This is a genomic window from Microbacterium sp., assembly GCF_011620715.1.
In the GTDB taxonomy this organism is placed as follows: Bacteria; Actinomycetota; Actinomycetes; order Actinomycetales; family Microbacteriaceae; genus Microbacterium.
Genome location: NZ_WOYP01000072.1, coordinates 1 through 13,855, shown reverse-complemented (window position 1 = coordinate 13,855; position 13,855 = coordinate 1). Strand labels below are relative to the sequence as shown.

The 13,855-nt window shown below is 68.6% G+C and carries 19 protein-coding genes and 1 pseudogene; 11 read left to right on the top strand and 9 right to left on the bottom strand.

Features of this window, described 5'->3' with window-relative positions:
- The coding region (locus QZV84_RS07085) for a VOC family protein (RefSeq protein ID WP_292827440.1) at positions 1-341 on the top strand (341 nt) is incomplete at its 5' end.
- Between the two features lie 93 nt (positions 342-434).
- Positions 435-773 carry a hypothetical protein gene (locus tag QZV84_RS07080; protein ID WP_292827437.1) on the top strand — a complete coding sequence of 113 codons (339 nt, stop codon included), beginning with the start codon at positions 435-437 and terminating at the stop codon, positions 771-773.
- On the opposite strand, the gene QZV84_RS07075 is transcribed toward QZV84_RS07080, so the two are convergent.
- Genes QZV84_RS07075 through QZV84_RS07055 form a run of 5 tightly spaced genes read right to left on the bottom strand, consistent with a single transcriptional unit; the run spans position 770 to position 4,838 of the window.
- Positions 770-1,246: a GNAT family N-acetyltransferase gene (locus QZV84_RS07075; RefSeq protein WP_292827434.1), complete on the bottom strand. Its 477-nt coding sequence runs from the start codon at positions 1,244-1,246 to the stop codon at positions 770-772. The genes QZV84_RS07080 and QZV84_RS07075 overlap by 4 nt on opposite strands.
- A complete protein-coding gene (locus tag QZV84_RS07070) occupies positions 1,243-1,983 on the bottom strand; it encodes a glycosyltransferase (RefSeq protein WP_292827431.1) in 741 nt (246 codons plus the stop codon). Before QZV84_RS07070 ends, QZV84_RS07075 begins: the two co-directional genes overlap by 4 nt.
- Entirely contained in the window at positions 1,980-3,347 is a 1,368-nt protein-coding gene (locus tag QZV84_RS07065; protein ID WP_292827428.1) for a bifunctional PIG-L family deacetylase/class I SAM-dependent methyltransferase, read from the bottom strand. The genes QZV84_RS07070 and QZV84_RS07065 overlap by 4 nt, the downstream gene beginning before the upstream one ends.
- Entirely contained in the window at positions 3,347-4,375 is a 1,029-nt protein-coding gene (locus tag QZV84_RS07060) for an acyl-CoA dehydrogenase (RefSeq protein ID WP_292827425.1), read from the bottom strand. Before QZV84_RS07060 ends, QZV84_RS07065 begins: the two co-directional genes overlap by 1 nt.
- 7 nt (positions 4,376-4,382) lie before the next feature.
- Complete coding sequence (locus QZV84_RS07055) at positions 4,383-4,838, bottom strand: SRPBCC family protein (RefSeq protein WP_292827422.1); 456 nt, start codon at positions 4,836-4,838, stop codon at positions 4,383-4,385.
- A 169-nt stretch (positions 4,839-5,007) separates the two neighbouring features.
- Between QZV84_RS07055 and QZV84_RS07050 the strand changes: the two genes are divergently transcribed.
- Positions 5,008-5,169 (top strand): hypothetical protein, encoded by a 162-nt coding sequence (locus QZV84_RS07050; protein WP_292827419.1) that lies wholly within the window; start codon positions 5,008-5,010, stop codon positions 5,167-5,169.
- Positions 5,151-5,372 carry a hypothetical protein gene (locus tag QZV84_RS07045; RefSeq protein WP_292827416.1) on the top strand — a complete coding sequence of 74 codons (222 nt, stop codon included), beginning with the start codon at positions 5,151-5,153 and terminating at the stop codon, positions 5,370-5,372. The genes QZV84_RS07050 and QZV84_RS07045 overlap by 19 nt, the downstream gene beginning before the upstream one ends.
- Here the strand turns inward: QZV84_RS07045 and QZV84_RS07040 are convergent.
- Both QZV84_RS07040 and QZV84_RS07035 read right to left on the bottom strand, forming a co-directional pair.
- Positions 5,351-6,859 (bottom strand): annotated as a pseudogene (locus QZV84_RS07040) (sulfatase-like hydrolase/transferase); the annotation flags it as partial. The gene QZV84_RS07045 and the pseudogene QZV84_RS07040 overlap by 22 nt on opposite strands.
- A gap of 62 nt (positions 6,860-6,921) precedes the next feature.
- A complete protein-coding gene (locus tag QZV84_RS07035) occupies positions 6,922-7,470 on the bottom strand; it encodes a YaeQ family protein (protein WP_292827413.1) in 549 nt (182 codons plus the stop codon).
- Positions 7,471-7,541: 71 nt separating this feature from the next.
- Between QZV84_RS07035 and QZV84_RS07030 the strand changes: the two genes are divergently transcribed.
- Genes QZV84_RS07030 through QZV84_RS07010 form a run of 5 tightly spaced genes read left to right on the top strand, consistent with a single transcriptional unit; the run spans position 7,542 to position 10,938 of the window.
- Positions 7,542-7,952 (top strand): TOBE domain-containing protein, encoded by a 411-nt coding sequence (locus tag QZV84_RS07030; protein WP_292827410.1) that lies wholly within the window; start codon positions 7,542-7,544, stop codon positions 7,950-7,952.
- Positions 7,952-8,752, top strand: coding sequence for a molybdate ABC transporter substrate-binding protein (gene modA / locus QZV84_RS07025; protein ID WP_292827407.1), 801 nt, complete (start codon positions 7,952-7,954; stop codon positions 8,750-8,752). The genes QZV84_RS07030 and modA overlap by 1 nt, the downstream gene beginning before the upstream one ends.
- 5 nt (positions 8,753-8,757) lie before the next feature.
- Positions 8,758-9,573: an ABC transporter permease gene (locus tag QZV84_RS07020; protein WP_292827404.1), complete on the top strand. Its 816-nt coding sequence runs from the start codon at positions 8,758-8,760 to the stop codon at positions 9,571-9,573.
- Positions 9,570-10,670: an ABC transporter ATP-binding protein gene (locus QZV84_RS07015; protein WP_292827401.1), complete on the top strand. Its 1,101-nt coding sequence runs from the start codon at positions 9,570-9,572 to the stop codon at positions 10,668-10,670. Before QZV84_RS07020 ends, QZV84_RS07015 begins: the two co-directional genes overlap by 4 nt.
- A 58-nt stretch (positions 10,671-10,728) precedes the next feature.
- Complete coding sequence (locus tag QZV84_RS07010) at positions 10,729-10,938, top strand: three-helix bundle dimerization domain-containing protein (protein WP_292827398.1); 210 nt, start codon at positions 10,729-10,731, stop codon at positions 10,936-10,938.
- A gap of 169 nt (positions 10,939-11,107) precedes the next feature.
- Here QZV84_RS07010 and QZV84_RS07005 read toward each other — a convergent pair whose 3' ends face one another.
- On the bottom strand, positions 11,108-11,842 hold the full coding sequence (locus QZV84_RS07005) for a patatin-like phospholipase family protein (RefSeq protein WP_292827395.1): 735 nt from the start codon (positions 11,840-11,842) through the stop codon (positions 11,108-11,110).
- 7 nt (positions 11,843-11,849) lie between these two features.
- Complete coding sequence (locus QZV84_RS07000; RefSeq protein ID WP_292827392.1) at positions 11,850-12,425, bottom strand: TetR/AcrR family transcriptional regulator; 576 nt, start codon at positions 12,423-12,425, stop codon at positions 11,850-11,852.
- A 138-nt stretch (positions 12,426-12,563) separates the two neighbouring features.
- Between QZV84_RS07000 and QZV84_RS06995 the strand changes: the two genes are divergently transcribed.
- Together QZV84_RS06995 and QZV84_RS06990 are read left to right on the top strand one after the other, a co-directional pair.
- On the top strand, positions 12,564-12,839 hold the full coding sequence (locus tag QZV84_RS06995; RefSeq protein WP_292827389.1) for a hypothetical protein: 276 nt from the start codon (positions 12,564-12,566) through the stop codon (positions 12,837-12,839).
- A gap of 56 nt (positions 12,840-12,895) precedes the next feature.
- Positions 12,896-13,729 (top strand): glycosyltransferase, encoded by an 834-nt coding sequence (locus QZV84_RS06990; RefSeq protein WP_292827386.1) that lies wholly within the window; start codon positions 12,896-12,898, stop codon positions 13,727-13,729.
- Positions 13,730-13,855 lie beyond the last annotated feature (126 nt).

The window sequence follows — 13,855 nt, the reverse complement described above, 5'->3', positions numbered from 1 at the left end:
TGCGGGTCGCGCGGGCCTTCTACCTCGATGCGCTGGGATTCGAGCCGACCGCGACCAGCTACCCCGGAGCGCTGTTCGCCTCAGCCGGCGGCTACCACCACCACATCGCGATGAATGTCTGGCACTCGGCCGGCGCCGGCCCGCGCGCTGCGAGCCTCGGGCTCGGCGATGTCGCGGTGTCGGTGCCCGCCCGCGAAGACCTCGACGCGCTCACCGCCCGCCTGAGCGCGAAGAACGTCGCGTTCGCCGACGACGGTCGCGCTGTACGGGTCGACGACCCGTGGGGAACACAGGTCACCGTCGCAGTTGCCGGCGCCACGACCGACGACCTGCTCTCGTAGCGACGCGGCGGGCGAATACCCGTCACTCATGCACGGGATGCCGGATCGCACAACCCCCTCGCTCCTGGCGGCGCCTGCTCGCACGATGGAGTCATGATGACTTTGCACTACACCGGGGGCTCGGTAGTGATGGCGGACGACGTGGCCGAGGCGCTGATCCAATACGCGCGCGAACTCGCGGCCACCAAGGCGTCGGATGTCCTCGTGGTTCCGGTCGTCGGCGAGGACGGGACTCTTGCCACGGCCGAGTTCCTCATCGGGCCGGCCAGCCAGCTTCTCGCGGTGCCGACAGAGGGCGCCGAGAGCGGTCGCGATCAGGGCGTGATCGACGACATCGATCGTCGTGCTCGTCTGCTGCGCCCGCCTACCGCGGTCGCCCACGCAGAGACGGACGCCGCTCAATCCATCGATCTGGACAGCTCCGCACCTTAGGTCGAGGGATCCCGCAGCCTCTTGCGGAAGAAGATCTCCTGGATGCCGTCCTCCTGGTCGACGCGCTCGGTCTCGGCGTAGCCGCAGCGCTCGTAGAGCCGGATGTTCGCTTCGCTGAGGCTGCCCGTGAACAGCTCGGCTTCGTCGGCGTGCGAGTGCGACTCCGCGGCCTCGAGCAGCGCCTGGCCGATTCCCGAGCCCTGCTGATCGGGTGCGATCGCGATCCGGCCGATCAGCAGGAGGCCGTTCTCCTCGCGCGTGCGGATCGCACCGACCAGGCGCCCGTCGATGCGCGCGACCCATCCGTCTGCCGCACGCAGCTCGGCCTCGAGTTCGGCCAGGGTCTGCACCAGCGCCGGCATGTCGGCAGAGCCGTAGATCTGCGCCTCCGACACGAATGCGGCCCGCTGAACCGTGAGCACCTCACCCGCGTCCGACGCGGCGATGCGCGAGAGCGAGACGTCCCCGCTCATGCGGTGCTCCTCTCGGCGTCGAGCAGCGCACGCTCGGCCCGGTGAGGAAGGCGGAGGGCTTGCTCGCGGAGGTAGCCCGCGTACCCGCCCGGTGTGCGGCCCGTGAAGCGACCCGAGGTGACGACCTCTGCGGCATCGCTTGCCACCACGGTGGCGCCGATCGCGCGGCACGCCTCGACCAGCCGCACGTCTTCGTGCTCGACGAGCTCGTCGAAGCCCGCGGCCTGCAGGTAGGTGCTCGCGCGCACACCCAGGTTCGCGCCGTGGGTGTGGCCGTTCGGCTTGCCCGGTTCGTGGGTGTCGAGCCACAGCCGACGGTGATCCTCGGTCAGGTCGTCGAAGTCGGGGCGCACCGTGCCGACCATCACGTCCGCGCCCGCCGCGGCGAGCTCGAGCTGCAGTGCGATCCAGTTGACGGGAACGACCGAATCGGCATCCGTGTTCGCGATCCACACGCGCTGGGGCGGCACGTGCGGCAGCGCTGCGAGCGCGGCACTCACGCCGTTCGCGCGTGCCGCACCGACCGCGTTGGCATCGACCGGGACGACGGGGAACGGATGCCGCGCGGCGATGTCGGCGGACTCGTCGGTGCAGGCATCCAGCACGATGCGCACGACGCATGGGACGCGCGCGGCCGCGACGGCCGCGCCCAGCGCGTTCAGACACCGTTCCAGAAGCGCAGCCTCGTCGTGCACGGGGATCACCACCGCGACCGCGCGGATCGAGGCGCGCGTCATGCGAGTCCCTCCCGTCGGGCGACGGAGACGACCGGGTGCCGACCGAACACCTCGAGCACGAAATCCTCTTCCTCGTGCAGGGCGAGCCGTTCCCACGTGCGGACCGAGCGCAGCGCCGCATGCACCTGGTCGCCGGTCTGGGGATAGTCGGCGACCGGGTGCCGCCAGTGGCAGGCGACCAGGGATCCTTCTTCGGTCAGCGAGTCGTCGATCAGCGCGATCGTCCGCTCGAGATCCGGTGGCGACAGGTAGTAGCCGACCTCCGACAGCACGATGGTGTCGAACGGGCCCGCAGGCCAGTGCGCAGGCGCCCCGCCGCGCTGCAGTTCGACGTTCCGCAGGGCGCGTGTGCGCGTGCGTGTCGCCTCGAGTGCGGCGGCCGCCGGCTCGAGCCCGACGACGCGGTCGGCGCGTGCGGCCAGGTCGACGGTGATCAAGCCGGTGGAGCAGCCGACCTCGAGCACGGATCCCAGTGCACGGGTGGGCAGGCTCGCCATGAGCAGCGCGCGCTTGCGCTCTTCATACCAGCGCGTCTCGAATCCCCACGGATCGTCGTGGCGCGCGTAGAACGAATCGAAGTAGTCAGGCGGCAGCGAGTCATCCTGCGTGTCAGCCTCGTGAAGGAACAGCTCGGTGTCGCGCGCGAAATGCGCCTGCATCGTCTCGGAGACGATGGCCTCGTCGCCCGGGGCATCCGACAGCGGCTCGAGCTGCGAGACGTGCGTTCGCAGCGCGTGCGCTTTGATCGCACTCTCGCCCGGCGTGAGAGCCAGCGATGCGGCGCGCTCCCACGGCACATCGGCGGGCTGCCCCCAATGCCACAGCCAGATCGGATATCCGAGGTGGTGCACACCGTGGTGCGCGGTGACTCGCGCCACGGATTCGGCCGCGATCCGATGGTCGCGGTGCCCGTCCCCCGACCACGGGGCGACGACCAGGATGCGCTCCGGCGCGGCCTCGGCCGATGACAGCACCTTCTCGAGCGTCCGGTCGAGGGCGGTCTGGTTCTCGCGCAGTTCACCGTCGGGAAGGGCCAGGAACTGAACGCGGGCGGACGGTGCGAGCGTGTGCACGGCACGAGTGACTTCGGTGCGCCGGATCGACCGCAGGACGGTGCGCGAATGCGACACCGAATTCGGATGCGATGCTTCGCCGTCGGTCGCGACCACCACGGTGACGCGCCCGCCGGTCGCGTGGATGCGACGGATCAGCCCTCCCGCCCCCATGGTCTCGTCGTCGGGGTGCGCTGCCACGACGATCAGCTCATCGATGTCCACGTCGAGGGAGGGGGCGAGGCGGATGCGGCCATCCGCCTGCCAGACGCGCTCGGGCGTGCCGCGCTCGAGGTGCGTGAACGCGCCCATCACGCGCCCGCTCGGGCGGCGAGTTCCCGGCCGATGCGCGCCGAGTCCCGCAGCGCGTGATGCTGGCGCAGGTACAGGTGCAGGTCTGCCGCGCGCCGCGCGTGGGCGAGGTCCGCGACGAGCGGCGTGGGCCCGAGGGCGGCATCCGTCTCCGTCAGTGTCAGGCCCGCGGCATCGGCGACCACGGCGCGCACCCGCTCGGCGAGCAGCCGATCTCCTCCCGCGCCGGGTGCGGCATCTACGAGTGCGGCGGCCTCGGCGAGCACGGCGCGCGCCCCCCAGAGGGCGGCGTCGACGCGGCCGAGGTGCACCAGCGCGACCTGGTCTGCACGCTCGCTCGTCGCCGCTGCCCGCAACGGCTCGGCCAGGCCGACGGCGGCGCCCCACCAGCATGCCGCGACCGACATACCTCCCCATGCGAAGCCCGGGCGTGACAGGTACCAGCCCGCCGGCCCCACCGCGACGGCGGGCACGTCGTCGAAATCGACCGGCGCACTGACCACGTCGGGCATGCCTCGGGCGACCCAGGGACCGGGATGCGGCCGAACGCCGTCAGTGCGCAGTTCGACCGCGAACAGTCCGCGCTCCCCTGATTCGAGGGATGCCGTGACCAGCGCGTGCGTCAGGTTCGCGGCGAGGGAGCACCACGGCTTGGTCCCGTGGAGCGTCCAACCGCGCGTTCCTTCTCGTGCCTCGAGGCGCAGCCCCGCCGCCTCGGCGGCGAACACGCCCCAGGTCGATCCGGCCGGCGACTCGACACCGGCCTGCGCAAGGATGCTCAGAGCATCCAGGTGCGGCTCGAGCATGCGTGCCGCCGAGACGTCACGCGCCGCGGTCGCCGCCAGCAGCTCCCACACCTGGTTCGTCCTGCCCTGACCCACGTGCGGCGCGCCGGCCGCCGCCTCGCGGCACCACTCGAGCGTCGCGTCGACGTCGGTGCCGAATCCGGAGACATCGGCGGCGTCCCCGATCGCGTCGGCGACGAACGCCGAGGCGATCGCACCGGGCGCGAGCGAGGTGGACGTCATCTCCAGCTCAGGCCGAGACGTCGCCGCGCCAGGCACCGGTCTCGACGCCCTGAGCCTCGATGAACTCCTTGAAGTTCTTGAGATCCTTCTTGACGGCGTGCGAGCCGGCTCCGACGAGAGCGCCGACCTTCTCGACGAGTCCCTCGGGCGCCCAGTCCAGCTGGACGGTCACTCGGCTGGAGGTGTCCGTGAGCTTGTGGAAGGTGACGACGCCGGCGTGCTCGGTGTCGCCGCCGAGGCTGTTCCAGGCGACTCGCTCATCGGCGTGCTGCTCGGTGATCTCAGCGTCGAACTCGCGCTCGACCGGGCCCACTTTCACCTTCCAGTGCGTGTGCGTGTCGTCGAGCTGCGTGATCGATTCGACCTCGTCGAGGAACTTGGGGAAGGACTCGAACTGCGTCCACTGGTCGTAGGCCGTGCGGACGGGGACGTCGACGTCGATGGTTTCGATGATCTGCACCATGGGATGCTCCTTGCTCGTGGTTCGGGTGGGTAGATGACCATTCAGCAGGATGAAACCGTGCGGAGCGGGGGGCTTGACAGACCTGAAACGAAGGGTTGCGAAGAACTTGGACCGGTTTGCGCCGAAAGACCGCATGATTGCTTTGTCGACGGCACGTTCCGTCCTGATCATGAGTGGGGAGATCGAGATGCCGTTCCGGAGCATGAGCACGCTGCAGTCATGGCTCGACGAGTTCGCCGCGCTCGGCTATCCGATCGGCGCATCAGCCAAAGTCATCCCCCAGGACGCGAAGACGGGGCCGACACAGGCCTCGTGGTGTTCCAGCTGGTGAACGCGCCGACGCTCGCTTACCTGCAACCGGAGATGTCCGCGCTCGAGTGGCGCGTGACGATGGAAGCGCGGGAGCGTCCGTCGACCATGAATGCCGCAGAGGTGATGAACCTGGCGTTCGAATTGTCCGTACTCTCGGCGCTCGGCGCTTTTCTTCAGACGAAGTCGCGGGACTACATGGCCCGGATCCCCAGCACGTTGTAGACGAACGTCGCCCCGCCGTTCTTGACGTAGAAGCTCCAGCCGCCGAAGCGACCTCCCTGGGCGATGATCACTCCAGAGGCCCCCGCCTCGGGGACCTCGATCTCCGCGGTCACCGACCACGACTTGTTCTTGATGCTGACCACACTGTTCTCCGACAGCCGTCCCATGCCCGGGAAGAACTGCTGGGAGTTCCCACGGATGAGGGTCGGGCGTCCGGCGAGCTCGGGGGTGAGCCGCTCCGCTCCCCGATCGTCGATCGGCAGCACGTTGACTTGGCGGCTTCGATCAGCCACAGTCGCTGCAGGTGGTGCAGCCGATCGGGCTGCTCCTTCGACAGATCCCGCGCCTGGCTGTAGTCGACGCTGCCGTCGTAGAGCTCCCAGACGTCGTCGTCGAACGCAGGGATCACGCCGCCCATGAGGATCCAAGGCGTGCGGTGCTTCGTGACCGCGCTCCAGCCCTTGTGATAGACGCCGCGGTTGCCGAACATCTCGAAGTACTGCAGGTCGTGCTTCTCGGGAGCATCCGCCTCGTCGAACGAGTAGAGCATCGACGTGCCCTCCATCGGCGACTGCTGCACGCCGTTCACCATCGTCGGCTCCGGCAGTCCGGCCGCTTCGAGCACCGTCGGAGCGACGTCGATGACATGGGTGAACTGCGAGCGCAGGCCGCCCTTCTCGGAGATGCCTTCCGGCCAGTGCACGATCGTGCCGTTGCGGGTGCCGCCCCAGTGCGACGCGACCTGCTTCGTCCACTGGAAGGGAGCATCCATCGCCCATGCCCAGCCGACGGCGTAGTGGTTGTAGGAACTCGGCGTGCCGAACTCGTCCATCTTCGACAGCAGGAACTCGGGAGTCTCGATGGCGCCCATCCCGTTGAAGTTGGCCATCTCGTTGAACGAGCCGTTCAGGGTGCCCTCGGCAGAGGCGCCGATGCCGCCGATGAACCCGTAGAACTTCTCGAAACCGCCGCCTGCCGAGGGCCACGCGTCGAAGGGGCCCATCGGGGAGGACTGCCATACCGGCACCTCATGGCACTTGCCGAACTGCGCCGTCGAATACCCGTTGAGCTTGAGGGTCATCGCGAGCGGAGCCTTGGTATTCGGCTTGAGCGAGCTGTTGCCCGGTGCCGAAGTCGCCGTCTCGGTGATGCTCCCCATGCCGACCGAGTGGTGGTTGCGCCCGGTCAGCATCGCCGCACGGGTCCGGTGCGCACAGCGCGGTGGTGTGGAAGCGGTTGTACTTCAGGCCGCCCGCGGCCAGCTTCTCGGCGTTCGGCGTGAAGCATGGCCCGCCGAACGCGCTCGACGCCCCGAAGCCGGTGTCGTCGATCAGCACGATCAGGACGTTCGGCGCGCCCTCGGGCGGCAGCAGCGGCGTGATCGGCGGGTACGCCGTGTCGGGATCCTTCGCGTCGTAGGTGGTCAGCCCCGGGGCGGGCCGATCGGGAATCGGCAGCATCGTACGGGCGTGGCGATCGGCGCTCATGGAGAACCTCCTGGATTGGGTACCTGCCCGAGCACGCTATCGCCGCAGGCGAGTCGGCCGCGTCACCCGATCTGAGTGATGCGGTGATCGTGCACGGCCGAGCTCAGGCTCGTCCCGTTGATGTCGAGATAGAGCTCACGCTCCGTGACCGACAGCGTCACGCTGTTGCGCCGATCGAGCGCGGCGACCGCCGCCTCGACGAATCCGGGGTCGAAGCTGTGCAGGGTGATCGCGTCGGCCTTGTGAATCCGCTTGCCCGCCCACGGCGCCATCACCTTGGCCGGATCGCGGTGCGTGTAGACCACGGTGCGGTCGGCCAGCTTGCTGGCGTAGTGCAGACGATCGGCGTCGGGCGCGCCCACCTCGATCCACACCGTCAGCCTGCCGGTGAGGTCGCGGACCAGAACCGCCGGCTCGTCGGTCGACGAGATGCCCTCGCTGAAGGCGATGCCCTCCTCATACTCGAGGCAGTACGCGAGCAGCCGCGTCATCATGAACGCCTCCGTCTCGGACGGGTGGCGGGCGACGCGGAGCGCGAGGTCCTCGTAGACGCCTCGGTCGACGTCAGCCAGCTGCACCGTGAAAGTGTGGATCGTTGCGCCGAGGGCCATAGCGCCTGAGCCTACGAGGTGCGCACGATCCGGAGCTCTTCACCCGCGAATGCGGACTTAGACTGTCATTCATGTCGCAAATTCGTGTGAGGGATGCCGCGATCTATCTCGGCGTCAGTGACGACACTCTTCGCCGATGGATCGACAACGACGTGCTCTCGAGCAGCCGTGACGCGTCCGGGCGCACGGTGGTGGACGGCCTGGAGCTGGCCCAGCTGGCACGCAAGAACGCCGTGCTGCCCGCGGACCCCTCCGAGATCGGGCGGTCGGCGCGCAACAGGTTCGTCGGATTGGTCACCGAGATCCTCTCCGACACCGTGATGTCGCAGGTCGAACTGCAATGCGGACCGCATCGGGTCGTGTCGCTGATGAGCACCGAGGCGGTGCGCGAACTGGGCCTCGAACTCGGCTCGGTCGCGATCGCCGTCGTGAAGGCCACGACCGTCATCGTCGAAACACCCCTCGGAAAGGTCGCTCCCTGATGAATACCCGCTCCTCTCGCATCGTCGGCGCGCTGATCACCGCAGTTGCCGTGGTGGGACTCGCCGGCTGCGCCGGAGCCGCCCCCGCGGCATCCCCGACTCCCACCCCGACCGCCGACAGCCTGGAGGGCTCGATCACGGTGTTCGCGGCCGCATCGCTGAAGGGCACGTTCACCGAGCTGGCCGAACAGTTCGAGTCCGCCCACCCGGGCACCACCGTCGAGCTGAACTTCGCCGGCTCGGCCGACCTCGTCACGCAGATCACGGAAGGCGCACCGGCAGACGTGTTCGCCTCAGCGGACGAGAAGAACATGTCCAAGCTGACGGACGCCGGCCTGGTCGACGGCGACCCCGTCGACTTCGCCACGAACGTGCTCGAGATCGCGGTCCCGCCGGCCAATCCCGCGGGCATCGAGACGTTCGCCGATCTCGCGGCTCCCGGTCTGAAGGTTGTGATCTGCGCGCCCGAGGTTCCGTGCGGCGCAGCCACCGTTAAGGTCGTCGAGGTGAGCGGCGTCACTCTCGCCCCGGTCAGCGAAGAGTCGTCGGTGACCGATGTGCTCGGCAAGGTGACCTCCGGCCAAGCGGACGCCGGGCTGGTCTACGTCACCGACGTGATCGCCGCCGGGGACGCGGTCGAAGGGGTCGCGTTCGACGAGTCCGCCGAGGCCGTCAACACCTATCCGATCGCCGCCCTGACGGATGCCGACGCCTCGGACGTCGCGGCAGCCTTCGTGGCGTTCATCACCAGCGAAGCCGGTCAGTCCGTTCTCACGGCGGCCGGATTCGGTAAGCCGTAGCTCCGTTGTCCGAGCCGGCTCCGTTCAGGGACGTCCCCCGCTGGGTGGCGGGGGTCGCCGCCGTCGGGGCGCTGTTCGTGGTGCTGCCCCTCGTGGCGATGCTCACGCGGGTGAACTGGGGCGAGTTCATCCCCCTGGTCACGTCGGAGTCTTCGATCGCCGCGCTCTGGCTGAGCCTTCGCACCTCGATCGCCGCCACCGTGCTGTGCATCGTGTTCGGCATCCCGATGGCGCTCGTGCTGGCCCGCTCGCGTTTTCCCGGCCAGCGGCTGCTGCGCTCGCTCGTGCTGCTGCCGCTCGTGCTGCCGCCGGTGGTCGGCGGCATCGCGCTGCTGTACACCTTCGGCCGGCGCGGACTGCTCGGATCCAGCCTGGAGCTTCTCGGCATCGACATCGCCTTCTCGACGACCGCGGTGGTCATGGCGCAGACCTTCGTCGCCCTGCCGTTCCTCGTGCTCAGCCTCGAGGGCGCGCTGCGCACCGTCGGCACCCGATTCGAGGCCATTGGCGCAACTCTCGGCGCGCGACCCACAACCGTGTTGCGCCGGATCACGCTGCCCCTCGCGATGCCTGCCCTCATCTCCGGTGCGGTGCTCTCGTTCGCGCGGGCGCTCGGCGAATTCGGCGCGACGCTCACCTTCGCCGGCAGTCTTCAGGGGACGACGCGGACGCTGCCCCTCGAGATCTACCTGCAGCGCGAAGTGGACCCCGATGCGGCGGTCGCCCTCTCACTCGTGCTGATCGTCGTGGCCGTGATCGTCGTCGGCCTGGCCCACCAGGCCGGCACCACCTCGTCGCTCACTCGGGGCGCCCGCGTATGACACTGCGCCTGTCAGCCGCCCTCGCCGACCGGGATTTCGCGGTGGACCTGCAGGTCGGCACCGGCGAGACCGTCGCGGTGCTCGGGCCCAACGGTGCCGGCAAGTCCACGCTGCTGAACATCCTCGCGGGGCTGGTGCACCCCGATTCGGGGCGCGCTGAGCTCGACGGCACGCAGCTGTTCGACCTGGACGACAGGGGCAGACTCTGGACTCCGCCGCACAGCCGCGGCGTCTCGACACTCGCGCAGGACGCAGACCTGTTCCCGCATCTGAGCGTGCTCGAGAACGTCGCTTTCGGTGCGCGCAGCAAGGGCATCCGCAAGGCTGAGGCGCACCGGATCGCCCTGCATTGGCTCGGCGAAGTGGATGCCGTCGCGCTGGCCTCCCGCCGACCCGCCGAGCTGTCCGGCGGGCAGGCGCAGCGCATCGCCATCGCCCGCGCGCTCGCGTCCGACCCCAAGCTGCTGCTCCTGGACGAACCGCTCGCCGCGCTCGACATCGCCGTGGCTCCCGCGATCCGCCGCACACTACTGCGCGTGCTGCGGGACCGCACCGCGATCATCGTCACGCACGACATCCTCGACGCTCTGACCCTGGCCGACCGGGTGGTCGTCCTCGCTCACGGGCACATCATCGAGGAAGGCCCCACCCGCGAGACCCTCGAGCGTCCTCGCACCGTCTTCGCCGCGGGCCTGGCCGGGCTGAACCTGCTCACCGGCATCCGCAGCCCCGACGGGATGACCACCGATGCGGGCGTCGCGATCGTGAGCACGGTCGCCACGGGCGCGCCGACCGGATCGCGCGTCGCCGCCACGATCCGCCCCGCGGCCGTCCGCGTCTCTTTCGAGCACTTGCCCTCGGGCGGCCCGAACCGCATCATCGCGCCGATTCTCGACCTCGAGCCGCGTGGCGACATCATCCGCGTCCGGTCCGACATCATCTCGGCCGACCTCACCCCGACCGCGGTCGCCGACGCGCAGATCACGACCGGCATGACCGTCGAGTTCACGTTCGAGTCCGGTGCGGTCACGATCTACCCGGCGAACACCGCTGACGGGTCGCGAACAGACGCGGGCGGCGCCGCGGGTGGATCGTGACGACGGCGGGGTTCGCCCGGTAGCGTTATCGCATGCCGCTCGCCCGGAAGATCCCCGCATGACCCACGAACCACCCTCCCGGGAGCAGACGATCGATGAGATCGTCGTTCGGCTCCAGCCGCGGTTTCCCGCCTTGGCGGAATCCACGATCCGGGATGCCGTCACCGAGGCCTTCGACGAGCTGAAGGATGCGCGCGTGCGCGACTTCGTCGAGGTGCTCGTAGAGAAGCAAGCGAAGAAGCACCTGAAGCAGATCGACGGACCTTGATGCACGGATCGCCGTTCACGGCCTGAACCCGCTGTCAGCCGCGGCTCGATGCGCCAGGGCTCGGAGGAGAATCTCCCGATACCGACCGCTCGCCCGACGAGCCGGTGCCTGCCGAGTCACGCGAAACGACGGTCGCATCACGCCTGGAGGACGGGCGGAGAAGGGTTCGTCATGCGACGTGGGGCTGCTGGTCTTGCCATTCTTGAAGGGCGGTGACGGTCGCCGAATAGCCGGCGTCGATGATCCGGGGCACATCGGCGCGAGACCATTGGGAGAACCCGTTCAGGCGCGGACGGATCATCAGCACGTTCGGGGATGCCTCGAGGGAGGCGATGTGCTGAGCGGAGCGGGCGGCGGGCAGATGCTCCCACTCGGGGCGGAGCCGGACGCCGATCGTGAAGGTGGCACCAAGCTGCTGCGCGGCGGCGATCGGCAGGTTCGCGGCCAGACCGCCGTCGACGAGCACCCGTTCGCCCGTGATGACCGGAGCGAACATGCCGGGGACGGCGATGCTGGCACGAAGAGCGACGCTGAGCCTGCCGTGGTCGAGGATCACCGCCTGCCTCGTGCGCAGATCCGTCGCCACCGCAGCGAAGCGGCGCGGCAGATCCTCGATCAGCGGCTCGCCACCGAGCCGGTCGATCGTGTCCAGCAAGGCGGCGCTGTCCAGCAGGCCGAGACGCGGCGAGGGCCGAAGCCGTCCGAAAGCGGACCAATCCGCCGCGCGCACGAGTTCCTCGATGCGGGACACCGGCATCCGCGCGGCATACGCCGCGCCGATCAGCGAACCCGCACTGGTCCCCACGACCACGCTCGGGAAGATCCGGTGCTCCTGAAGTGCCTTCAGAACACCGACGTGGGCCGCGCCCAGCGCGCCGCCGCCGCCCAGCGCCAGACCGCTCACAACAGGCTCACGCCTTGGGGAGCGGCTGCGCCTGAGCTGGACTCAGGGAGTCCAGCAGGAGACTGAGGTAGCGACGACGAGCGGGACCGGAGGAGATGCTCCCGAAGCCCGCCGCGACCATCGTCATCAGGTTCGGAATGTCCGACGAGTCGATGTCCGGCCGCAGGTTCCCCGACAGCTGGGCTCGTTCGACCGCGCGAGAGATTACCTCCGTGTTGCGGCTCATCAGCTCGCGCGTGGCCTCTGCCACATTGCCCAGCGACAGCGTCAACCCGCGCTCGCGATCCAAGACCGCGAGCAGCCGCTCCGCGAGATCCAGGAGCACACCACGAGGAGCATCGGTGCGTTCGAACTCGTCGAACAGCGGTTGAACCTCACGGACGAAGATCTGGTCATATACCGCGCGAGCCAGGGACTCGCGGTTCGGGAAGTGGCGGTAGAGAGTCGCGATCCCGACTCCAGCCTCCTTCGCGATCCGGTCCAGCGTCCCCGATCCGTCGCCGACGGAGAACACCCTGCGGGCTGCCTCCATGATCCGAGACACACTCGCCGCCGCGTCGGCCCGTATCGACTGCGCGCTCATCCCCGATTCCTCTCGCGTCGAATTGGACTTTCACAACTGATATGAGACTATCACATTGATAGGTGACTATCACTTGGTTCGCGTTGCGGCGGCGCCGTCGGCCCCCGGGTCGCGGCGCCCGAGACTGAAGGGGTCCGGATGTCGTCGTTGCTGTATCGCCGGGGAAGGCTCGCCTACTCGGGCACATGGTGGGTCACCGGGCGCTGGGTGCTGGCCATCGCCGGAATCGTCGCGCTGATCGAGGTGAAACCGCCCAAGCTCAACAACGAGATCCGTGTCGACGGCACACCGGCACAGGAGGTGATCGATGCTCTCCCCGACGCGTCCGGCGGGCAGGGCATCCTCGCCTTCCACGCCGGTGACGGCAAGCGCGGCCTGCTGCCGCAGGCGTCGTCGTCGCGGCGATCATCATGACCAGCGTGTTCGCGGGCTTCGCCTTCAACGCGGATTCCGAGTCGAGGTAGGTCGCCATGGCCGATACCACTTCCGCCCCCCGCATGCCGAGCCGCCCGACGGTGTCGATCGTGATCCCGGCGCGTGATGAGGAGGGCTTCCTCGCAGACTGCCTTGACGCCATCGCGATGCAGACCGACCCACCCGAAGAGGTCATCGTCGTCGACAATGGGAGTAGCGACAGCACCCGGCTCATCGCGAACGCGTACCCGTTCGTCACCCTCCTCACCGAGCCGACGCCGGGCATCGTGCCAGCCCGCAACAAGGGCCTCAACGCTGCCACCGGCGACGTCCTCTGCCGCATCGATGCCGATAGCATCATCGACCCCGATTGGGTCCGGATCGTCCGCACGCACTTTGCCGCAATCGACACCCCACGCATGCACGGAGTAAGTGGATCAGGAGAAGCCGTTATCGACGGATTTCCCTGGTTGGGACGCTTCCTCGGCTTGGCCGCACTCGAGCTCTGCTACTACCCGGTGAGCGCACTCATGGTCGGAGGACCGGTACTGGTCGGGTGCAATATGGCCATCACCCGCGAGGCGTGGCTTGCGATCCGCGACGACGCCCACCCCGATCATCGACAGGTCCATGAAGATCTTGACTTGAGTGTGCTCATCCGCCGAGCCGGCGGCAGCATCGAGCATCTTCCTCACATGCGGATTCGTACCCGGCGGGCGCAACTTGAGACGCCGAGCAAACTCTGGTGGCGCCTGCGAATCTGGCCCAACGCGGTCACACGTCATCGGCGACCTCTATCCGGTTCAGCCCATACAGCTGCACCCGTGTTGCAACAAGAGACGACAACGCGAATCTCGGGCCCGCCGAAGATCCCATCGGCTGAGCGGTGAACACATTCCGAAACGCCCTGAAACGGAGTCCGATCCGGCCCAAGTCTGCGTCGAAACGGCCCGAGTTTCAGAGGCGCCCGACGGTCTCGATGTCCTCCCGGAACTCCTTCGCTACCTCTGCCGACA

Excerpts from the sequence above, each read along its gene's own strand:
- QZV84_RS07070 (WP_292827431.1), bottom strand. The coding sequence starts at position 1,983 with ATGACGCGCGCCTCGATCCGCGCGGTCGCGGTGGTGATCCCCGTGCAC.
- QZV84_RS07035 (WP_292827413.1), bottom strand. The coding sequence starts at position 7,470 with ATGGCCCTCGGCGCAACGATCCACACTTTCACGGTGCAGCTGGCTGAC.
- QZV84_RS07050 (WP_292827419.1), top strand. The coding sequence starts at position 5,008 with ATGAGTGGGGAGATCGAGATGCCGTTCCGGAGCATGAGCACGCTGCAG.
- QZV84_RS07080 (WP_292827437.1), top strand. The coding sequence starts at position 435 with ATGATGACTTTGCACTACACCGGGGGCTCGGTAGTGATGGCGGACGAC.
- modA (WP_292827407.1), top strand. The coding sequence starts at position 7,952 with ATGAATACCCGCTCCTCTCGCATCGTCGGCGCGCTGATCACCGCAGTT.
- QZV84_RS07015 (WP_292827401.1), top strand. The coding sequence starts at position 9,570 with ATGACACTGCGCCTGTCAGCCGCCCTCGCCGACCGGGATTTCGCGGTG.
- QZV84_RS07010 (WP_292827398.1), top strand. The coding sequence starts at position 10,729 with ATGACCCACGAACCACCCTCCCGGGAGCAGACGATCGATGAGATCGTC.
- QZV84_RS07000 (WP_292827392.1), bottom strand. The coding sequence starts at position 12,425 with ATGAGCGCGCAGTCGATACGGGCCGACGCGGCGGCGAGTGTGTCTCGG.
- QZV84_RS06995 (WP_292827389.1), top strand. The coding sequence starts at position 12,564 with ATGTCGTCGTTGCTGTATCGCCGGGGAAGGCTCGCCTACTCGGGCACA.
- QZV84_RS07055 (WP_292827422.1), bottom strand. The coding sequence starts at position 4,838 with ATGGTGCAGATCATCGAAACCATCGACGTCGACGTCCCCGTCCGCACG.
- QZV84_RS07075 (WP_292827434.1), bottom strand. The coding sequence starts at position 1,246 with ATGAGCGGGGACGTCTCGCTCTCGCGCATCGCCGCGTCGGACGCGGGT.
- QZV84_RS07065 (WP_292827428.1), bottom strand. The coding sequence starts at position 3,347 with ATGGGCGCGTTCACGCACCTCGAGCGCGGCACGCCCGAGCGCGTCTGG.
- QZV84_RS07030 (WP_292827410.1), top strand. The coding sequence starts at position 7,542 with ATGTCGCAAATTCGTGTGAGGGATGCCGCGATCTATCTCGGCGTCAGT.
- QZV84_RS06990 (WP_292827386.1), top strand. The coding sequence starts at position 12,896 with ATGGCCGATACCACTTCCGCCCCCCGCATGCCGAGCCGCCCGACGGTG.
- QZV84_RS07060 (WP_292827425.1), bottom strand. The coding sequence starts at position 4,375 with ATGACGTCCACCTCGCTCGCGCCCGGTGCGATCGCCTCGGCGTTCGTC.